18 protein-coding genes are annotated in these 19,008 nt (G+C 44.6%); 14 read left to right on the top strand and 4 right to left on the bottom strand.

The genetic code is table 11. The annotated features are described in order from the left end of the window. Positions 1-68 precede the first annotated feature (68 nt). From EXM22_RS18070 to EXM22_RS18080, 3 genes are read left to right on the top strand one after another with little or no spacing between them, the layout of a single operon-like run. Positions 69-2,207, top strand: coding sequence for a xanthine dehydrogenase family protein molybdopterin-binding subunit (locus EXM22_RS18070; RefSeq protein ID WP_149487868.1), 2,139 nt, complete (start codon positions 69-71; stop codon positions 2,205-2,207). Then, the gene (locus EXM22_RS18075) at positions 2,194-2,673 is read left to right on the top strand and encodes a (2Fe-2S)-binding protein (protein WP_149487869.1); all 480 of its coding nucleotides are present in this window, start codon (positions 2,194-2,196) and stop codon (positions 2,671-2,673) included. Before EXM22_RS18070 ends, EXM22_RS18075 begins: the two co-directional genes overlap by 14 nt. Then, positions 2,667-3,530 carry an FAD binding domain-containing protein gene (locus EXM22_RS18080; RefSeq protein WP_149487870.1) on the top strand — a complete coding sequence of 288 codons (864 nt, stop codon included), beginning with the start codon at positions 2,667-2,669 and terminating at the stop codon, positions 3,528-3,530. Before EXM22_RS18075 ends, EXM22_RS18080 begins: the two co-directional genes overlap by 7 nt. Here the strand turns inward: EXM22_RS18080 and EXM22_RS18085 are convergent. Together EXM22_RS18085 and EXM22_RS18090 are read right to left on the bottom strand one after the other, a co-directional pair. Beyond that, positions 3,509-3,772: a TIGR03905 family TSCPD domain-containing protein gene (locus EXM22_RS18085; protein ID WP_149487871.1), complete on the bottom strand. Its 264-nt coding sequence runs from the start codon at positions 3,770-3,772 to the stop codon at positions 3,509-3,511. The two genes, EXM22_RS18080 and EXM22_RS18085, sit on opposite strands and share 22 nt — an antisense overlap. Positions 3,773-3,865: 93 nt before the next feature. Continuing rightward, on the bottom strand, positions 3,866-4,750 hold the full coding sequence (locus EXM22_RS18090) for an NAD(P)-dependent oxidoreductase (RefSeq protein ID WP_246157045.1): 885 nt from the start codon (positions 4,748-4,750) through the stop codon (positions 3,866-3,868). A 152-nt stretch (positions 4,751-4,902) separates the two neighbouring features. Here EXM22_RS18090 and EXM22_RS18095 point away from each other — a divergent pair, with 152 nt between their 5' ends. Next, positions 4,903-5,124: a SlyX family protein gene (locus EXM22_RS18095; protein ID WP_149487872.1), complete on the top strand. Its 222-nt coding sequence runs from the start codon at positions 4,903-4,905 to the stop codon at positions 5,122-5,124. Here the strand turns inward: EXM22_RS18095 and EXM22_RS18100 are convergent. Further along, a complete protein-coding gene (locus EXM22_RS18100; protein WP_149487873.1) occupies positions 5,121-5,939 on the bottom strand; it encodes a DUF6675 family protein in 819 nt (272 codons plus the stop codon). The two genes, EXM22_RS18095 and EXM22_RS18100, sit on opposite strands and share 4 nt — an antisense overlap. A 193-nt stretch (positions 5,940-6,132) precedes the next feature. On the opposite strand from EXM22_RS18100, the gene EXM22_RS18105 reads away from it, so the two are divergent. From EXM22_RS18105 to EXM22_RS18150, 10 genes are all read left to right on the top strand, one after another. Next, complete coding sequence (locus tag EXM22_RS18105) at positions 6,133-7,203, top strand: LacI family DNA-binding transcriptional regulator (RefSeq protein WP_149487874.1); 1,071 nt, start codon at positions 6,133-6,135, stop codon at positions 7,201-7,203. Positions 7,204-7,308: 105 nt separating this feature from the next. Beyond that, positions 7,309-8,808, top strand: coding sequence for a xylulokinase (locus EXM22_RS18110; protein ID WP_149487875.1), 1,500 nt, complete (start codon positions 7,309-7,311; stop codon positions 8,806-8,808). 64 nt (positions 8,809-8,872) lie between these two features. Further along, the gene (locus EXM22_RS18115; RefSeq protein WP_149487876.1) at positions 8,873-9,919 is read left to right on the top strand and encodes a galactitol-1-phosphate 5-dehydrogenase; all 1,047 of its coding nucleotides are present in this window, start codon (positions 8,873-8,875) and stop codon (positions 9,917-9,919) included. A 77-nt stretch (positions 9,920-9,996) separates the two neighbouring features. Continuing rightward, positions 9,997-11,319, top strand: coding sequence for a D-tagatose-bisphosphate aldolase, class II, non-catalytic subunit (locus EXM22_RS18120; protein ID WP_149487877.1), 1,323 nt, complete (start codon positions 9,997-9,999; stop codon positions 11,317-11,319). A 268-nt stretch (positions 11,320-11,587) separates the two neighbouring features. After that, entirely contained in the window at positions 11,588-12,526 is a 939-nt protein-coding gene (locus EXM22_RS18125; protein WP_149487878.1) for a substrate-binding domain-containing protein, read from the top strand. Positions 12,527-12,588: 62 nt separating this feature from the next. Beyond that, a complete protein-coding gene (locus tag EXM22_RS18130; protein ID WP_168203615.1) occupies positions 12,589-14,067 on the top strand; it encodes a sugar ABC transporter ATP-binding protein in 1,479 nt (492 codons plus the stop codon). Positions 14,068-14,079: 12 nt separating this feature from the next. Beyond that, entirely contained in the window at positions 14,080-15,039 is a 960-nt protein-coding gene (locus tag EXM22_RS18135; RefSeq protein WP_149484532.1) for an ABC transporter permease, read from the top strand. Next, positions 15,039-15,962, top strand: a complete 924-nt coding sequence (locus EXM22_RS18140) for a carbohydrate kinase family protein (RefSeq protein WP_149484533.1) — start codon at positions 15,039-15,041, stop codon at positions 15,960-15,962. Before EXM22_RS18135 ends, EXM22_RS18140 begins: the two co-directional genes overlap by 1 nt. A 19-nt stretch (positions 15,963-15,981) precedes the next feature. Further along, positions 15,982-17,022 (top strand): LacI family DNA-binding transcriptional regulator, encoded by a 1,041-nt coding sequence (locus EXM22_RS18145; protein ID WP_149484534.1) that lies wholly within the window; start codon positions 15,982-15,984, stop codon positions 17,020-17,022. A gap of 51 nt (positions 17,023-17,073) precedes the next feature. Next, complete coding sequence (locus tag EXM22_RS18150) at positions 17,074-18,396, top strand: D-tagatose-bisphosphate aldolase, class II, non-catalytic subunit (RefSeq protein WP_149484535.1); 1,323 nt, start codon at positions 17,074-17,076, stop codon at positions 18,394-18,396. Positions 18,397-18,548: 152 nt separating this feature from the next. Here EXM22_RS18150 and EXM22_RS18155 read toward each other — a convergent pair whose 3' ends face one another. Continuing rightward, entirely contained in the window at positions 18,549-18,752 is a 204-nt protein-coding gene (locus tag EXM22_RS18155; protein WP_149487880.1) for a hypothetical protein, read from the bottom strand. Positions 18,753-19,008: the final 256 nt, after the last annotated feature.

A 19,008-nucleotide genomic window follows, 5' to 3' on the forward strand; every position in this document is an offset into this window, starting at 1 on the left:
ACAAACGATACCTACAGTCTGATAATTGATATATTAAACAGGATATATCCTGAAATCGGGGGAATTAAATGCCGCATTCAATCAGTACTACAGTGCGCCGTAAGGATGCCGTTGCTAAAGCAGCGGGCACAATGGAGTATCTTTCCGACCAGTTCCCTGTCTCACCCCTTCATGGGAAGTGTTATTACTCATCAATTCAAAGAGGGCTTATCGAATCTGTCAGCCTGCCTGAGGTACCAGAAGGGTATCATATTCTGGGAGCCGACGATGTCCCCGGGGTCAATAGCCTCCATATGATCATAGAAGACTGGCCTGTGTTTGCTGATAAAGAGGTTCGCTATCTGGGGCAGATTATTTTTCTTATAGTTGGCCCCGAAAAAGACGTCATACTGGATATTCATCGGAAAATCAGGGTTAACTACAAGGAGATCCCTCCCTGTACGACTCTAGAGGATTCGATCGCCCTGAAGGGTGGAGTCCAGCATGGAGAGGACAATGTTTTTACCCGCTATGATATTCATCATGGACAGGTCGATCCGCCCTTTGAGTCTGCCCATCGTATTCTGGAAAAAGAGTATTACACCGGACATCAGGAACATGTCTATATGGAACCTCAGAGCCTGTTTGCCCATTGGGAAGATGATTCATTTATTCTTCATGCTTCGGCTCAGTGTCCTTTTTATATCAGAAAGTCTCTGGTCAATGCCCTGGGGATGGAACCGGAGAAAATTAGGATTATTCAGACTCCCACTGGGGGCGCCTTCGGTGGAAAGGAACACTTTCCGGATGTTCTGGCCGGTCCTCTGGCCGTGGCTGTATATAAGGTGAAAAAGCCCATTAAACTTGTGCTGGATCGTAAGGAAGATATGGCTTATTCCATAAAACGCCATCCCAGTGCCATTCATATAAAGACAGCCCTGGATAAGGAAGGAAAGATTCTAGCTCATGATATTGATATACGTCTGGATGGAGGCGCCTATTCCAGCTGTTCTGCCGTTGTCCTTGCCAGAGCTGTTTTTACTGTGGGAAATGTTTACAACATAAAAAATATACGCATTGCCGGTAGGGCTTTCTGTACCAATAAACCGCCTTCTGATGCTTTTCGCGGATTTGGAGCGCCCCAGGCTATCTTTGCCATGGAGTCTCATATGAACTACCTCGCCTATGAGCTTGGCCAGGATCCTCTGGCTTTCCGTCAACCCTATCTGATGAAGCAGGGAGACCCCACAACTACTGATGGAAAAATTCATGAAAAGGTTATGCTTCCCGAGATGACCAAGCGTATCCTGGAGATGTCGGGGTATGGGAAAAAATATCAGGATTACAAGAATATACCCTACAAGGGTATAGGGCTCTCTTACTTTTTTCATGGCAGTGGTTTCACCGGCAATGGAGAGAGAGACCTCATCAAAGCCCGTATTTATCTGAAGAAAGACCATAATGATCATGTTTATATCTATGGTTCCAATGTAGAGATGGGTCAGGGAATCAGCACAACCTTCTGCAAGGTCGCATCCAAGGCCTTAGACCTTCCCTTTGAACAGGTTCATTTTGTCGAACCAGATACAGAAATTGTGCCCGATTCTGGGCCGACTGTGGCCTCCCGTTCGATCTCTGTGGTCGGCTTTCTTGTACAGAAGGCGGCAGAAAAGCTGAAGAAAGATTGGAAGAGCGGAGAAGAACAGACAATCATTCAGGACTATGAAGCTCCAACACATATGGTGCCCTGGGATCAGAACACTCTGAAAGGAGATGCCTATCCTGCCTATAGCTGGGGTGTAAATGTCATTGAGGTTGAGGTAGACCCCATTACTTTCGAGGTGAATACCAAGGGCATCTGGGGTGTTTACGAGATGGGAGTTCCCATCGACAGGCAAATTGTAGAAGGGCAGATCATCGGAGGGATGGTCCAGGCATTGGGTTATAGTTACCTTGAAAAGCTTGAATTTTCAGATGGCCGCTTCAGGCAGGCCACTATGTCAGACTACATGATTCCGACAAGTATGGATTTTCCATCCACCAAGAGTGCGATTGTGGACAATCCTTTTGAATATGGAGCCTATGGTGCCAAAGGGGCTGGCGAAATGGTTTTCGACGGTGCCGCTCCGGCATTCGGCGCTGCCGTATCGCAGGCCGTAGATACAATAATTGATGAGGTTCCCGTACTTCCGGAAACCCTGATGGAGCTGACAGATGAAGGACGGTAAGATTAGATTCACCCTGAATGGCAGGGAAGTTGTGTATGAGGACAGTCCTTTGCGGCGGCTTCTGGATGTGCTCCGGGAAGATCTGGGAGAAACAGGGGTCAAAGAAGGTTGTGGGGAAGGAGAGTGCGGTGCTTGCAGCATCCTTCTGGATGGAAAGCTCGTTAACAGCTGTATGGTAGCCATGGGAACCATGGAGGGGAAGAACCTGATGACAATAGAAGGTCTCCGAGAGACCGAACAAGGTAAGTGTATCATCGATGCTTTTGCTGAGGCCGGAGCCGTTCAGTGCGGCTTTTGTATTCCTGGGATGGTCATGGCTGCACAGTCTGTTCTCCAGGACTCTCCCCACCCCTCTGAACAGGACATCCGTAAAGGGATTTCAGGTAATCTCTGCCGTTGTACCGGGTATGACCAAATCATTCAGGCGGTTCTCACTGCATCTGAAAAGGGGGAAGGGTTATGGTAAAATTCTTCTATCCCCAGAGCCTTGCCGAGGCTTTGGAAATTAAAGACAATCAGAAGGTCATCCCCCTGGCAGGGGGCACAGACTTGATGGTCCGCTATGAAAACTGGAGCAGTCTTCCTGCCAGTTTTCCTTCGTCTGTCATGGCTGTTGGACATCTCAAAGAACTCCAGTATGTGAAAGAAGAAGATGGGTTTCTTGTTTTAGGAGGAGGGGTGACCCTGAACCAACTTCTGCTGGATGAACGGATTCCCCGTTCTCTGGCCCTGGCTCTTGATGAGATTGCCGCACCGGCACTTCGAAATCTGGCAACACTGGCGGGTAATCTTCAAAATGCCTCACCTGCAGCAGATTCCTTGCCTCCTCTATTGGTTGCAGATGCCAGAGTACGCCTCGTATCAAAGGACAACACCCGGGTTCTTCCCATCAAAGATTTTGTAACAGCCCCCGGAAAAACTTGCCTGAATGAGAATGAACTGATCGAATCAATTCTGATTCCCCTGGAATATATCCGTCAGGAAAAAGATGGAACTCTGGTATACAGGAAAGTGGGAACAAGGAAGGCCAATGCTCTGTCAAAGCTATCGGTCTGCTTTTGGGTACTGAAGGATCAGGATGGGATTAAGGATCTCAGGTTGTCTTTGGGTGCTGTTTCTGCCGTTGTGGTTCGACTTAAAGAGTCGGAAGAGAAGCTCAAGGGGCTGAAGTCATCAGAGCTGATGTCCGCCTGGAAAAATGTCCGGCCGGATTATGAAAAAGCCATCCGTCCCATAGACGATCAGCGTTCCACTGCGGTCTATAGAAAACGAACGGCTCTTAAGCTTTTGGATGCGTTTATTCAGGATGCTTCAGAGGGCTGATCATTCCCCATAAGGGCAATGGCCAATTGATCCGGGCAGGATGTTTCTCTGCCGAAGCATTCTATCCCTTTTAGTTTTTTGATGACCTCATCTCTTTTCATTCCCACCACTAGGGACCTTAGGCCAAGCAGGTTTCCAGGGCAGCCTCGCTCAAAATCAAGTTCTGTAATGGTCTCGTCTTCGATCGTGATCTTGATTTTTTTAGAGCAGGTTCCCTGGGGGGTATAATCGATTTTTTCCATTCGGTCTCTTCCTTGGTAATTTGTGTGGCTTATCATAATAGGCTTGATCCCAATGAATCAACCGAATGGAGCAGTCCTTTTGCTTATCTCTTGTTAATTAGGCTGATTCATGGATTCAAAGACTTTATAGAGTCCCTGAGTTCCAAGGTTTTCAAGTCCCTGTGCCATGGCTGCTCTGTAAAACTGGTGTGCCATGGCCAAACCGGGTAGACTGATGTTCATGAGATCCGCTTCTTTCAGGGCAATTCCCATATCTTTGACAAAGTGTTTGATGAAAAACCCAGGATCAAAATTGCCGTCTGCAATACGCCGTCCCAGATTGTTGATGGACCAGGATGCGGCGGCTCCGCTGCCGATTACATCGATGACCTCATTCATATCCATTCCGGCCTTGTGCCCGTAGAGAAGTGACTCTACGACTCCAATCATCGTGGTGGCAATGAGGATCTGATTACACATTTTAGTGTGCTGGCCTGCACCATCGGCACCCATGAGCTTAATATTTTCCCCAAAGGTTTGTAAAAGAGGCAGAACACTTTCAAATACTTCTGGTTTTCCTCCGCACATGATGGCCAGGGTCCCTTTTTGGGCTCCCAGATCTCCACCGGAAACGGGAGCATCCAGTGTGTTCACACCCTGCTTTGTAGCTTCTTCGGCTATTTTTACGGCCAGAGAGGGTTCACTGGTGGTCATATCCACAACGATGGCACCTTTCTTGGCTGTTTTTAAGACACCTTCTTCACCCAGTATGACAGCTTCCACATCGGCGGGATATCCTACAATGGTAAAGATAACATCTGCTCCTTGGGCTGCCTGGGCAGGAGTGTCACACCACTGGGCTCCCTTTTCTATCAGATCTGCCGCCTTCTCACGGGTCCTGTTATAAACTGACAGCTTATATCCTTTGTTCATCAGATGAAGACACATGGACCGTCCCATGACTCCTGTTCCGATCCAGGCAATGTTCTGTATGTTCATTAAATTCCTCCTGATAGGGTTAATGTTATGAAAGATTAGTTTTATAATGAAGTATAGAGGTTTTGCCTTTTTATGAGTAGTATGCAGGGATGAGTATTGGATGAGGAATGGTCTGACAGGGCTGTCTCCTTGCAAATGAGAGGTGGAATTACATGGGTGACTTGGATGAAAAGCTTGTGAACATGGACAGCAGGATCATGTATCTGGAGGACAGTCTGCAGCAGTTGAGCCTGCAGATGATGAAAAAAGACAGATTCATTGAGATCCTGCAGGAAAAAATCTCCGGACTCGAAGAGAAAATAAAGGACATGGATGAGAGAAAAGCAAATGTCTCCTCCCTGGATGCGGCCGAAGAACGGCCGCCTCATTATTAATCTATTCCGTCTATATACCAGGCATAGAGGGCCTTCACTCTATTGTAGAAGGAGTTGTTGGCCTTCTCTCTGAAGGCTTTGATATTGATTGTGTCTGCCGCGGAAATGCCGTAGAACAGAAGTCCCCGGTCAGTGGGCATCACCACTAGGTGAATCTGGAGTTGCTGGGGGTTGATGACTCTCAGAAATCCCTTGTAATACATGGGGGTCTGGTTGATAATCACCGACCAGATAACCGGAGAGTCATAGACAAAGCCCATCTCAGACTCATGTTTTCCAAAGCTCTTGTCCTTCTGGTGTATGAAGAAGCTGTCCCGTGTCGGAATGGTGGAAACCACAGGGTCAGGGAGTCTGTCCCTGGCTGAATCCAGGTCGGGAATCTTCCAGGACTCCACAAAGAGTGCTCTCATTTCATCCCGGGAGGCAGAATAATATTCGGTTCCTTCCAGAGTGCTTACCGAACGGAGGGTGTTGTATAGAGCCAGTTTTGTCTTTTCAGGGTCGGCATTGTAGGATTCCATATCAAATTCCTTGAAGAGGAAAAGGCCTTCTATGCCCATATTCAGTTTTTCATCAAGGACCATTTTTCTAATATCCCCAGACATTCCTGTATCGGGCAGAAGAAGGGGGTCAAAGCTGTCAAAATGGAATTCCGTGAGTTCTCCCTCATTGATAAGATCAGATTTCTGTTGACTGCTAAGGAAGGAGGTCACCCTATCAAAGGACAGGATATCTGTTTGAGCGGGCAGAGCCGTTATAGTCATTGTAAATAAAGTTGCTAAGGCCACATAGGGCACTAAAGATCGTTTAATCATTTTTTCTCCTGATGAATCACTCGGGATTGATTTTTCTGTCTCCTAATATAACTGAAAATCTGATGGAAATCCTGATTATTTAAATCTTCATGAAAAATTTCACTTAAATAGCAGTTCACAGAAGGAGATCCTCATTTGACATTCTGGATAATTTCATTTACTCTAGTGTTTTAGAACACATAGAGGTGCGTCCATGACCCTTGAGGTAGATAGATCGATCAGCATTCCCCCATACCAGCAAATTGTCCGGCAGCTTCGTGAAACCATTACCCGTGGGGAAATGAAGGAACATGACTCTATTCCATCTGCAAGGGACATCGTGCAGATTACAGGTGTTTCCCTAGCAACGGCCCAGCGTGTTTTGAACGAACTTAAAAATGAGGACCTGATCTACAGCCTTCCGGGAAAGGGTAGTTTTATCGCTCCCAGAAAAGAAGGACTGCCGGGGACCATTCACATCTTTCTCCCTTCAAGCAGGCTCTCCTTTTTTATGGAAATCCTTAATGGAGTCTATGATGCCTTATCGGACCTGAAAGTCGATTTAAAGCTGCACAGTCTCAATACGGATAAGCTCGTATGGGACTGGAAAACCATTGAAGAGCTGGAAGCTGTAGTCAAGGCGCAGGAGGCTGTCATCTTCATTGAAGAAGCCTTTGATTCCGTTAGAAAAGCCTGTTTGAGAGCTGCGAGGCAGATTCCATTTGTCACCATCGAGTGGCAATTAGATGGTGCCTGTGCCATCCTCAATGATTATGAAGAGTCCACAGCCAATGTGGTCCGCTATCTGTACTGTCAGAAAAAATGTTCTTCTCTTCTCGTATTAAAGGGGCGGGATTTTCAATACAACGCCAGTTTGAAAATCTCTGGAATCAGAAAGAGCGCCAGCGAAGCGGGTCTTGTGGAAGATCAAAATCTCTTCTTTCTGGATACCGATTTTGATGCCTTCACGGGGTATGAATCGGTTTCATCTTATTTAAAAGACCATAACGCGCCCCAGGCCATATTCTGTGCCAATGACTATGAGGCCATTGGAGTGGTTGGAGCCTTGACTGAGCAGGGACTGCTCCCGGGACGGGATGTCCAGCTCGTGGGGTATGGTGATATGACGGACAAAACAACCCTTTATTTTCCTCTGACAACGGTGAAGCAAAATCTGGAAGAAATGGGCCATCAGGCAGTGGTCATGCTCCTCCAAAAAGCGAAAGGGGAAGACGTCCCTTCTCAGAAAATTGTCAAAACCGAATTGATAGTGCGTAAGACTTGAGTCTTGAATTGACAAATGGTTTATTCTGGTATATTTTAGTGTTCTAAAACACATCGGGCCTAACGGGTTGTTCCGGTCAGTTTCCTGGTGTGACGGGAGATCGATATGTCAAAATATATCCTGAGTGTAGACTTGGGTACGACGAGCACAAAAACAGTCTTATTTGATGACAAACTCAAGGTCGTTGCTTCGGCAAAGGCAGAATATCCCACACTCTACCCCAGGCAGGGCTGGGCCGAGCAGGACCCCAGAGAGTGGTGGCAGGCACTTATCATTACGACCTCTGAAGTTTTGAAACAGAGCGCTGTGAACCCCGAGGATATCATTGGAATCGGAGTAGACTCCATGTCTAGTATGGCCTTACCCTTAGATGATAAAGGCCGCCCTTTGAGGAACGGACTCATCTGGCTTGACCGCAGATCTCAGGCGGAATCCGACTGGATTAGGTCCAGTTATGGCGATCTTCAAATAAAGATAAACAGCAATGATTCAGACCCATCCAACTTTGCGCCCAAGGTGTTGTGGATGAAAAACCATGAGCCTGAAATCTATAACAAGACAAATGTATTTCTTCACTGCAACGGGTACCTTGTTTACCGTCTCACAGGAATCCTTTCTATGGATGTTTCCGAGGCGGGCATGTCCCAGCTTTGTGATATCAGGACGGGGCAGTGGTCAGATGAGTTGATCTCGGCCAGCGGTATTGACCGTAAAAAACTTCCAGAAATATTTGCCTGTACAGATGTTGTGAGTGGCCTGAGCCGTGAAGCCGCAGCCACAACTGGATTAAAAGAAGGCACACCTGTTATTGCCGGCGCCATGGACAATGTTTCGGCGACTCTAGGATTAGGGCTGCGCCATGATGGTCAGGCTTATATTTCTGCAGGCACAGCAACCAATGCCGGAGCCTGTGTGGCTTCGGTCCCCACAGACCCAACCATGCTGAACTATCATCACGGCGTTCCTGGTCTTTATTTGACAAACGGAGGTGTAGATTATGGAGGTGCCGGACTTAGATGGTTCAAATCCATCATCGAAGAGGAACGTTTTGAGGAGATCGACAGGCTAGCTGAAGAAGCGGATTATTTGGATGATGTCCTCCTCTATCTTCCTTATATGGTTGGTCAGCGGGCTCCTCTCTGGGATATCCATTCCCGGGCAGTAGCCTTTGGAATGAATCCCGACACGAGCCGTAAGGCCATGATCCGCATGATCATGGAGGGAATCGCTATGGGAGTGCGCCATGTATTCCGGCTGATGGAGGATAAGGGCTATTCCATTGATGAAATCGTCATGACCGGAGGCTGTGCCAATAGCCCCGTGTGGACTCAAATCTTCTCGGATGTCCTTGAACAACATATCATCCTCCCCGGTGAGATGGATGTGGCTCCCCTGGGGACTGCTATCATGACAGCTGTGGGAGTGGGGCTGTTTCCTGACTTTGACAGTGCACTGGCTGTTCAGACAGTGCGGGCATCCTATCATCCTGATTCCCGAAAATCAGAGTATTATAAGGCTCTGTTTAAAGCCTTTATTCATTTGTATGAGGCTGTGGGACCCGTTTACAGGGAACTAGATGAGATCCGTGAGAAATTTCAGTCCTGAGGCTGAAGTCATAGATAAATTAAAAAAGACCCGGGAGGTCGGTCCTCCCGCAGGAAGGAGAGATATGAAAGCAGCAGTATTATACGGAGACAATGACCTGCGTTATGAGGACTGGACAAAACCGGAAGCAGGGACAGGAGAAGTGTTGGTTAAGGTGAAGGAATCGGGACTCTGCGGGTCAGATATTCCCCGGACCATCCATGGGGGAGCCCACTTTTATCCCATTGTCCTGGGTCATGAATTCTCGGGAGAAATTGTCGCTCTGGGTGAAGGGGTTACAAAAAGAAAAATCGGAGACCGTATCGCCTGTGTTCCGCTCATTCCCGACCGAAACGATCCTCAGAGCCAGAAGGGAAACTACTCCCTCTCCAAGGGGTATAAGTTCATCGGATCACGTATCCAGGGAGGGTGGGCTGAGTATGTGTCTATGCCCTGGGAAAATGCTGTAATACTTCCTGACTCTGTAAGCTATACGGAAGGTGCTTTTTTTGAACCCATAACGGTGGCACTTCATGCCCTGAATATCATGAAATTTGAAGGCGGCCGAGATGTTGCTATCACCGGCATGGGCACCATAGGTCTCCTGGCTCTTCAGTGTGTCAGAGCCATGGGTGCCCGGAAAATCACTGTTTTTGACATAGATAACAGCCGCCTTGATCTGGCTAAAGAGCTGGGTGCGGATCTCTGTTTGAACACAATGGATGAAGGCTTTAAAGAAGAAGCTCTGGCTTTTACAGGGGGAAACGGCTATGAGGTCTGTCTTGAAACCGGGGGTGTTCCCGTTACCGAAATCCTCTGTTTGGATTTGGCTGCTCCCAAAGGGACCGTCATGTTCATCGGTACTCCCCACAAACCTGTAACCCTACAGCCCCACGAGTTTGAATACATCAACCGCAAAGAAATCATCGTCACCGGCAGCTGGATGAACTACTCTGCTCCCTTCCCTGGATGGGAATGGGATATGGCGAATTACCTCTTTAGCAACAATAAGGTCAAAACAGAAAAGCTTATTGATAGAAAAATTCCCTTGAGCCTAGCCTCCACCGCAGTGGCAGATCTACTGAAACCGGGGGCTGTTAAGGGGAAAATCCTATTCCAATGTGAAAAATAATCTGTGTTTTCAGGTCTTTTTAGAAGGACAAAGCAACAAATCATCGATCACTATGTATCGGTAACAGGAGTAACACAATGACGGCAACACGTGAATTTTTGAATCTTATGAAAAACAATAAAGCTGGTAAGGCTACAGGGCTATATTCAGTCTGCTCTGCCCATCCGGATGTAATCAAAGCCTGTATGCTTCAGGCTAAAGACGACGGTTCAATCGTCCTTATTGAGTCTACAAGTAATCAGGTTGACCAGTTTGGCGGGTATACCGGTATGGTGCCGGCTGAATTTGTCAATTATGTCAAAGGTTTGGCTCAAGAATCAGAACTTCCCTTTGAGAAAGTCCTTCTAGGGGGGGATCATCTGGGACCAAACGCATGGCAGGGTGAGCCGGCAGAAGAGGCCATGGCAAAAGCCCGTGACCTGATTGCCGCCTATGTCAAAGCTGGATACAAGAAAATCCATCTGGATGCCTCCATGTTCTGCGCCGATGACAAGGGCGAGAGGCACAAACCCCTGGCCGATGAAATTGTCTCCTCCCGGGCAGCAGAGCTCTGCAGTGTTGCAGAAAAAACCTTTACCGAGAGCTTTGGCGGAGAATCAGACATCATCTATATCATCGGAACAGAAGTTCCCATCCCAGGGGGAGCCCAGGAAGAGGAAGAGACAGTCACTCCCACACCCGCTTTGAATGCTAAAAACACAATTACTGTTACCAAGGCCGCCTTTGAGGCCCGGGGTCTGCACAGTGCATGGAAACGGGTCATCGGCCTGGTTGTTCAGCCCGGAGTTGAGTTTGGAGATGATCAGGTCTTTCATTACGACAGTAAGGCTGCCGCCGACCTCAGTGCCATGATTGAAGGGAATCCCCAGTTTGTCTATGAAGCTCACTCTACCGACTACCAGAGTGAAACAGGGCTCACCCAATTAGTGAAAGACCATTACTGCATTCTCAAAGTCGGCCCCTGGCTGACCTTTGCCTACAGAGAGGCTCTTTTTGCCCTGGAAAGCATGGAAATTGAGCTGCTTGGTCATCAAAGGGGGGTCAAACTCTCAGGTTTAAAAGCGACCCTCGAGAAGGTGATGCAGGAAAATCCGGGTTACTGGAAGAAGTACTATCCCGGTACAGCGGAGCAGCAGCATTTCAAACGGAAATACAGCTTCAGTGACAGGAGCCGTTACTACTGGCCCAATAAAGAGCTGCAGGCTTCTGTTGCCCTGTTAAAGAAAAATCTGAATGAGGGAGGTATCTCTCTTTCTCTGCTGAGTCAGTATATGCCAAATCAATATACGGCTGTGCAGGAGGGGCAGATCAAGCTGTCCGCCGAAGAATTGATTATCAGCCGTATCAGGGATGTGGCCGGAGTTTATGCCCGGGCTTGTGGATTAGGGACGTGTTGTTAATTTAATACCTATTACTGATTTAATTAACCCGGATAGTATTTCCGGGTTTTTTTTATGTAAAATTATACTTAAAAAAATGAATAAAAATATATTTTAAGTAAAATTGAATTATGTTGTTTACAGTAATAAGTTCTTATATAAGTATTAGTTTAATTTAAGTACTTAAAAATATGCTATATAACTTAAAATAATATAAATTAAGTATATTTTAGTTGACAGGTTTAAGAATCAGGCCTTACTATATTAAAAATTACTTAGGAGGTTTTTTATGAAGAAAGTTTTATTAGTTATCACTATGGTTCTATGTATACTCGGCTTTGCAGCTGCAACGGGCCAGCAAGATAATGGAAAAATTAGAGTTGGTGCTTCGGTACTAACATCATCACATCCTTTTTATCAGGCGATAAAAGTTGCATTGGAAGAAGAGGCTGCTGCCCAGGATGTTGACTTGACTGTCACTGTTGCAGATCAGGATCTGAACCGTCAGCTCTCATCTATTGAAGACTTTATAAACAAAAATGTAGATGTAATCATTATTACACCTGTGGATTCTGATGGTGTAAAAGGAGCTGTTCTTAAAGCACAGTCTGCCGGAATACCTGTAATTACTGTCGATATCAAAGCAAATGGCGTGGATGTTCATTCGCATATAGCTACAGACAACTATACTGGTGGGATGCTTGCCGGACAAGCCATGGCTCAGTATCTGAATTTTGAAGGAAAAGTTGCCCTTATTACATATCCAGAAGTACAGTCAGTACGAGATAGAATCGATGGTTTTAAAGAGCAGGTTGCACAGTATAAAGGGATCGAAATTGTTGCAGAACTACCCGGTCGAACAAGAGAAGAAGCTAAAATTGCTACAGAAGATATGATGACAGCTAATCCAGGAATCAAAGGGATCTTTGGTTTTGGTGATGACATGGCCATTGCAGCTACAACCGTTGTGAAAGAAAGAAAATCAAGCGCAATAGTTATTGGATTTGACGGGATGGAAGAAGGACGAAATACAGTTGATGCAGATAATGCTTTCAAAGCTGTGGTAATGCAGGCTCCAGGAAGAATGGGTTCTACTGCTATTGATCTTGCAGTCAAAATTGCCAAGGGTGAAAAAGTTGAAAAAGACATTCCAATTGTCCCTGGTCTTTATATTTATGGAGCTGGAGAGGTTCCTGTAAAAAGTGATCTTTCTTTTGATATAAAATAAGCAGAGAATTATATAACCAAATGAGCTGCTGTTTATCGGCAGCTCAATTATTGGGAGGAGTTATGCTGGAAGTTAAGGGTGTTACAAAACTATACCCTGGTGTCAAAGCATTAGATAACGTTGAAATGACTGTTGAACCAGGAACCGTTCATGGACTGATGGGAGAAAATGGGGCTGGTAAATCTACCCTGATGAAAATTCTGGCAGGAACGGTCAAACCGGATTCCGGTAACATACATATAGATGGAGAGTCTGTCCAAATACACTCAGTAGAAGACTCTCATGCTCAGGGAATCTCAATTGTCTACCAGGAACTAAGTCTTTTTAATAATTTGTCTGTCGCTCAAAATATTTTTGTCATGAGAGAACCTATCGGGAAATCCGGTTTCTCCATTAGTGACAGGAAGATGGAGGTTGAAACGGATAAACTACTTCGTTCTTTCGGGATTGAAATTAATTCTTCACTTCCTGTTTTAAGTCTTTCAATAGCAGAAAGACAGCTAATTGAAATTATTAAAGCCATCAGATTGGATCCTAAAATCCTGATTCTTGATGAACCCACTTCCTCACTGAGTGATGAAGAGGTGAAAATCCTTTTTTCGATCATTGGACACTTAAAAGAAAAGGGATGTGCCATCATTTATATTACACATAAAATGTCTGAAGTTTTTACTATTTGCGATGAAGTGACTGTCTTCAGAGATGGTAAATATATTGGTACAGAGAAAGTTGAAAATGTTGATCAGGCATCTTTAGTCAAAATGATGATCGGCAGAGATCTCCAGCATGCATTCCCTGAAATGGTGAATTCTATACAGGAGGATGATGCTCTCCGCGTTGAAAATCTGACAAATAACCCTTTTTATCATGATATTTCCTTTCATGTTAAAAAAGGAGAAATATATGGACTGTACGGTTTGGTGGGTTCAGGACGAACTGAGATCATGAAAGGTCTTTTCGGAGTTCTCCCGAAGAAAGAGGGGCGAATTGTTATTCATGGAAAAGAAATCAATGTAAATACACCTACTAAAGCAATAAACTCAGGAATGGCTTTTGTTACAGAAAATAGAAAAGAAGAAGGTCTTATACTTACTTCATCCATAGAAGAAAATATTTCTATGGTATGTATTGATCATGTTATTCAGCATGGATTTATAAACCGGAGAAAAGAATCTGAACTGGCAAAAAAACATGTAAAAGGGTTCAGAATAAAAACACCCAGCACTGACCAGATGGTTAACAATCTTAGTGGTGGAAATCAGCAGAAAGTTGTGTTGGCTAAATGGTTTGAACATAATCCTGATATCTTTATCCTCGATGAACCCACAAGAGGTATAGATGTGGGAGCAAAATTTGAAATTTATCAGGTTATTCAGGAACTTGTGAAGACTGGTGTTGCCGTCATCCTTATTTCATCAGAACTGCCTGAGATAATGAACCTTTGCCATAGAGTTGGTCTGGTTCGAAATAATTCAATTATTCATGACATACAAACAGATAAAATTACTGAGGATCAGATTCTCATGAAATTAACAGAGTAGAAGGATAGGAATGTGAACATTAATCATAAGAATAGGTTCCTTAGAAATTATGGGGGAATATTACTAGCATTACTGTTGATAGCAGTATTTTTTTCATTATTGAGTCAGTATTTTCTGACCGTAAATAACCTGCTTAGTGTTTTGCTTCAGGTTTCAATCATATCTATTACTGCTTTCGGGATGACCTACGCCTTGATGATCGGTGGAATTGACTTATCCGTGGGATCCATTATTGCTCTTGCGGGCATGGTCTTTGCGATTACCCTAAATGCAACAGGAATACTCTTTGTTGCAATAGCTGCAGCCATCACGGCAGGATTGATTGTTGGATTTATTAATGGAATTATCATTGCCAAACTAGAAATCCCTCCTTTTATTGTTACTGTGGCAACTATGGGAATCTTTCGTGGAGTAGCATATTCATTTACTGATTCCAAGCCTGTACCCATTGAACTGCCAAGTGCTCTGGCTATTGGAAATGACAGGTTTCTGTTTATCCCAATTCCTGTGTGGATTGTTCTTGTTTTACTTATTATTTCTCATATTGTACTGGATAAAACGAAACTCGGTCGTCAAACTAAACTTGTTGGTGGTAACCGTGAGTCTGCAAAATATGCCGGTGTAAATACTGCAAAAATAGAAGTTATTGTCTTTATGATCACTGGTTTAGCATCAGCTGTCAGCGGTATTATTTTGACTTCCCGTCTGTATTCTGCTCAACCGAATGCCGCTTTAGGTTATGAACTTGATGCAATTGCTGCGGCAGTACTTGGAGGAACCAGTCTTTCCGGTGGATATGGTTCTGTAATCGGAACTTTTATAGGTGCCTTAATTATTGGAATTGTAAATAATGGTATGAACCTTTTGGGACTATCATACTTTTATCAACTGATCATAAAAGGAATTATTATTCTCATCGCTGTTTATGCAGACATCAGAAATAAGAAAAAAATGTTAAAGGTAGAGGGTTAATGAAAAAAGTTCTTGTCATCGGTGAGATTTTAGTTGAAATAATGGCGAATGAGAAGGATCAGTCATTTCTGGACGCAGGGGATTTCTCCGGACCCTATGTAAGTGGTGCTCCAGCCATTTTTATTGATCAGGTCGCAAAATTTAAAGTACCTTGTTCTATTCTTGCAGCTGTAGGAGATGATGATTTTGGAAAAATGTGTCTTAAAAAATTGAAAGAGGACGGAGTCGATATAACTAATATAAAAATTACTGCAGACGTTTCGACAGGCATAGCATTTGTCCGGTATAATTCCGATGGTTCCAGAAACTTTATTTTTCATTTAAAAAATGCCGCCTGCGGTACATTGAGAAGTGAAGACCTTGATACTATGTCATGGAATGATATTGCTGTGTTTCATGTTATGGGGTCTTCAATCTTTAATAAAGAGATGTTTTCAATTCACCATAAAGCGATTAAAATGATTCCTGATGAATGTCTTGTTTCGTTCGACCCTAATATACGGCCTGAAATTTTAAAAAGTGATCCTAAATTAAAAGAATTGATTCTTGATCTTTTTTCAAAGACTAAAATCCTATTTGTTACTGAAGATGAGTTAGAATTCCTTACTCAAAAGACGAGTCTGAAGCAATCTTTGGATTCATGTTTTACAAAAGGTATTCATACTGTAATTGTTAAACGTGGTAAAGCGGGGGCTTCGGTTTACACCGATAGTCAGTGCATAGACGCTCAGCCTATCTCTGTAGAAGAAGTGGATCCCACCGGTGCAGGAGATACCTTCGCTGGTGCATTTATAGCTGGAGTCATTCATCAGTGGTCCTTGGAAACATGCTTGCGAAGAGCAAACTATGCAGGAGCTTCAGCAGTCACAAAAAGAGGTCCAATGGAAGGAACAGTACTTTTTGATAACGTAATACATAAATAAGTCATAAAAGGTTTAGATCGTGGGTATAGCAACTGGAAATAGAAAAGTATCATTAAAAGAAATTGCTAAAGTAGAACATGTCTCTATTGCTACTGTCTCAATGGCATTGTCAGGTAAATCAGGTGTTTCCAGAGAAGTTGCTGACCGAATAAAGAAGACAGCAGATCAAATGGGATATGTTCCTCCAAAGCGGGAAAAACGTGTTGAAAAACGCCTTGGTAGTATAGCTATTCTTCAGCCAATTGATGAATTCAGTATGCATTCTTGGAGTATCTTTACCAGAATAATCAAACAGATAGAACAAAATCTCATTAGTAATGATTTTTTTCCTGTAATTATACCTATCAATAACATAATAAGAACAGAGGATACTCTCCGTAAATTAATTGAAATGAATGTTCATGCTGTTGTTTCCATTCATCATATTGATGAATCTTTATTTCATGATCTTACTATCCGTGGTATTTCAGTTATTATTATCAATAATAGTTCTTTGGAAGATTCCTATACATCAGTGCTTGTTGATGACTTTCAGGGTGCTTATAATTCTGCACTTGAGCTTGTTCATAACGGTCATAAGAGAATTCTTTATGTGGATTATCCTCGTTCAGACTTACCTAACATAACATTGGATAGGCGAATGGGGGTTCAGAAAGCATCCCTTGAATTTGCTTCTTCTGGTTTTGAGTTTAGTTTAATAGAACTTCCTAATTATGATATTGCATCGATAAAACAGGAGTTAACCATCATTCAGGAAAAAAATATTACCGCGTTATTGTCTCATGATGATTATATCGCTGCTAGTATTTATATGGTTTTGAACCAAATGGGTTATTCAATTCCAGAGGATGTCTCCATGATTTCCACAGGAGGAGGGGTCCTTGATTATTCTATTGCTTCGACTCCTCAGCTGTCTGCTTATGAACTTGATGTAGACTTAATTGGTCAAATCGCAGGGGAAGAAATTCTTCGATTGATAAGTTCGGAAGAAAAGGATATTCGTGTATTACGCACGAAACAGTTGTTTCGGGATAGATCGAGCATTAAAAAATATATATAGACTGCATTAATTTACTATAGAATCCAATCATAAAAAAAGTGGAGTTAAAATATGACAGCAACACGAGAATTTTTGAATCTTATGAAAAACAATAAAGCTGGTAAGGCTACAGGGCTATATTCAGTCTGCTCTGCCCACCCGGATGTAATCAAAGCCTGTATGCTTCAGGCTAGAGACGACGGTTCAATCGTCCTTATTGAGTCTACAAGTAATCAGGTTGACCAGTTTGGCGGGTATACCGGTATGGTGCCGGCTGAATTTGTCAATTATGTCAAAGGTTTGGCTCAAGAATCAGAACTTCCCTTTGAGAAAGTCCTTCTAGGGGGGGATCATCTGGGACCAAACGCATGGCAGGGTGAGCCGGCAGAAGAGGCCATGGCAAAAGCCCGTGACCTGATTGCCGCCTATGTCAAAGCTGGATACAAGAAAATCCATCTGGATGCCTCCATGTTCTGCGCCGATGACAAGGGCGACAGGCACAAACCCCTGGCCGATGAAATTGTCTCCTCCCGGGCAGCAGAGCTCTGCAGTGTTGCAGAAAAAACCTTTACCGAGAGCTTTGGCGGAGAATCAGACATCATCTATATCATCGGAACAGAAGTTCCCATCCCAGGGGGAGCCCAGGAAGAGGAAGAGACTGTCACTCCCACACCCGCTTTGAATGCTAAAAACACAATTGCTGTTACCAAGGCCGCCTTTGAGGCCCGGGGTCTGCACAGTGCATGGAAACGGGTCATCGGCCTGGTTGTTCAGCCCGGAGTTGAGTTTGGAGATGATCAGGTCTTTCATTACGACAGTAAGGCTGCCGCCGACCTCAGTGCCATGATTGAAGGGAATCCCCAGTTTGTCTATGAAGCTCACTCTACCGACTACCAGAGTGAAACAGGACTTTCCCGCTTGGTGAAAGATCACTACTGCATCCTCAAAGTCGGTCCCTGGTTGACCTTTGCCTACAGAGAGGCTCTTTTTGCCCTGGAAAGCATGGAAATTGAGCTGCTTGGTCATCAAAGGGGGGTCAAACTCTCAGGTTTAAAAGCGACCCTCGAGAAGGTGATGCAGGAAAATCCGGGTTACTGGAAGAAGTACTATCCCGGTACAGCGGAGCAGCAGCATTTCAAACGGAAATACAGCTTCAGTGACAGGAGCCGTTACTACTGGCCCAATAAAGAGCTGCAGGCTTCTGTTGCCCTGTTAAAGAAAAATCTGAATGAGGGAGGTATCTCTCTTTCTCTGCTGAGTCAGTATATGCCGAATCAATATACGGCTGTGCAGGAGGGGCAGATCAAGCTGTCCGCCGAAGAATTGATTATCAGCCGTATCAGGGATGTGGCCGGAGTTTATGCCCGGGCTTGTGGATTTGGCAAGTGTTGTTGATTTTCAAACTTGAATTATAAAAAAAACTCCGCCGGGCAGGAAGGATCAACTGGACCGACGGAGACAACCGGGAATCGAAACCGGAGAAACTAATTGTGCTCCTGAATTCTCTTTCTGGCAAGTGTTCATTTACGAAAAAAGTGAAAGTCTTTTCACTTTTCGGGAATGACAATTCCCTTGAGGTAATCCGTATCATTCATTTTTTTCAATGTACCTAGAAGGCCTTCCAGGTTTGTTCTGTGAGTGAACATTTTAGACAGTCCCAACGACTCATGACGTTCAAGAATTCCAAAGGCTTTATTGAAGGCTGCCGGGTGTTGGCGCTCATCCCCAGGATACGGGCGTGTTTGCTGCACACGAGTCTTGCCGGATCAAAGGAGACCTCCCGACCCTGGTTGACCATGTTGCCCACCTCAATAAAGGTCCCATGCGGCGCATCATTTCAAGCCCGTCCACAAAGGTGTCCACGTTATTGGAGCACTGAATGACCACATCGGCGCCGCCGGAAGTCAAATCCCGTACCATTTCTATGCGTTCTTTCTGTCGTGCTGATGATAATCGATGATATGGTCGGCCCGGGCAATCTCTCTTGTCAGGCGCAGCCGGGTGTCC

Source organism: Oceanispirochaeta crateris (assembly GCF_008329965.1).
Lineage (GTDB): Bacteria > Spirochaetota > Spirochaetia > DSM-2461 > DSM-2461 > Oceanispirochaeta > Oceanispirochaeta crateris.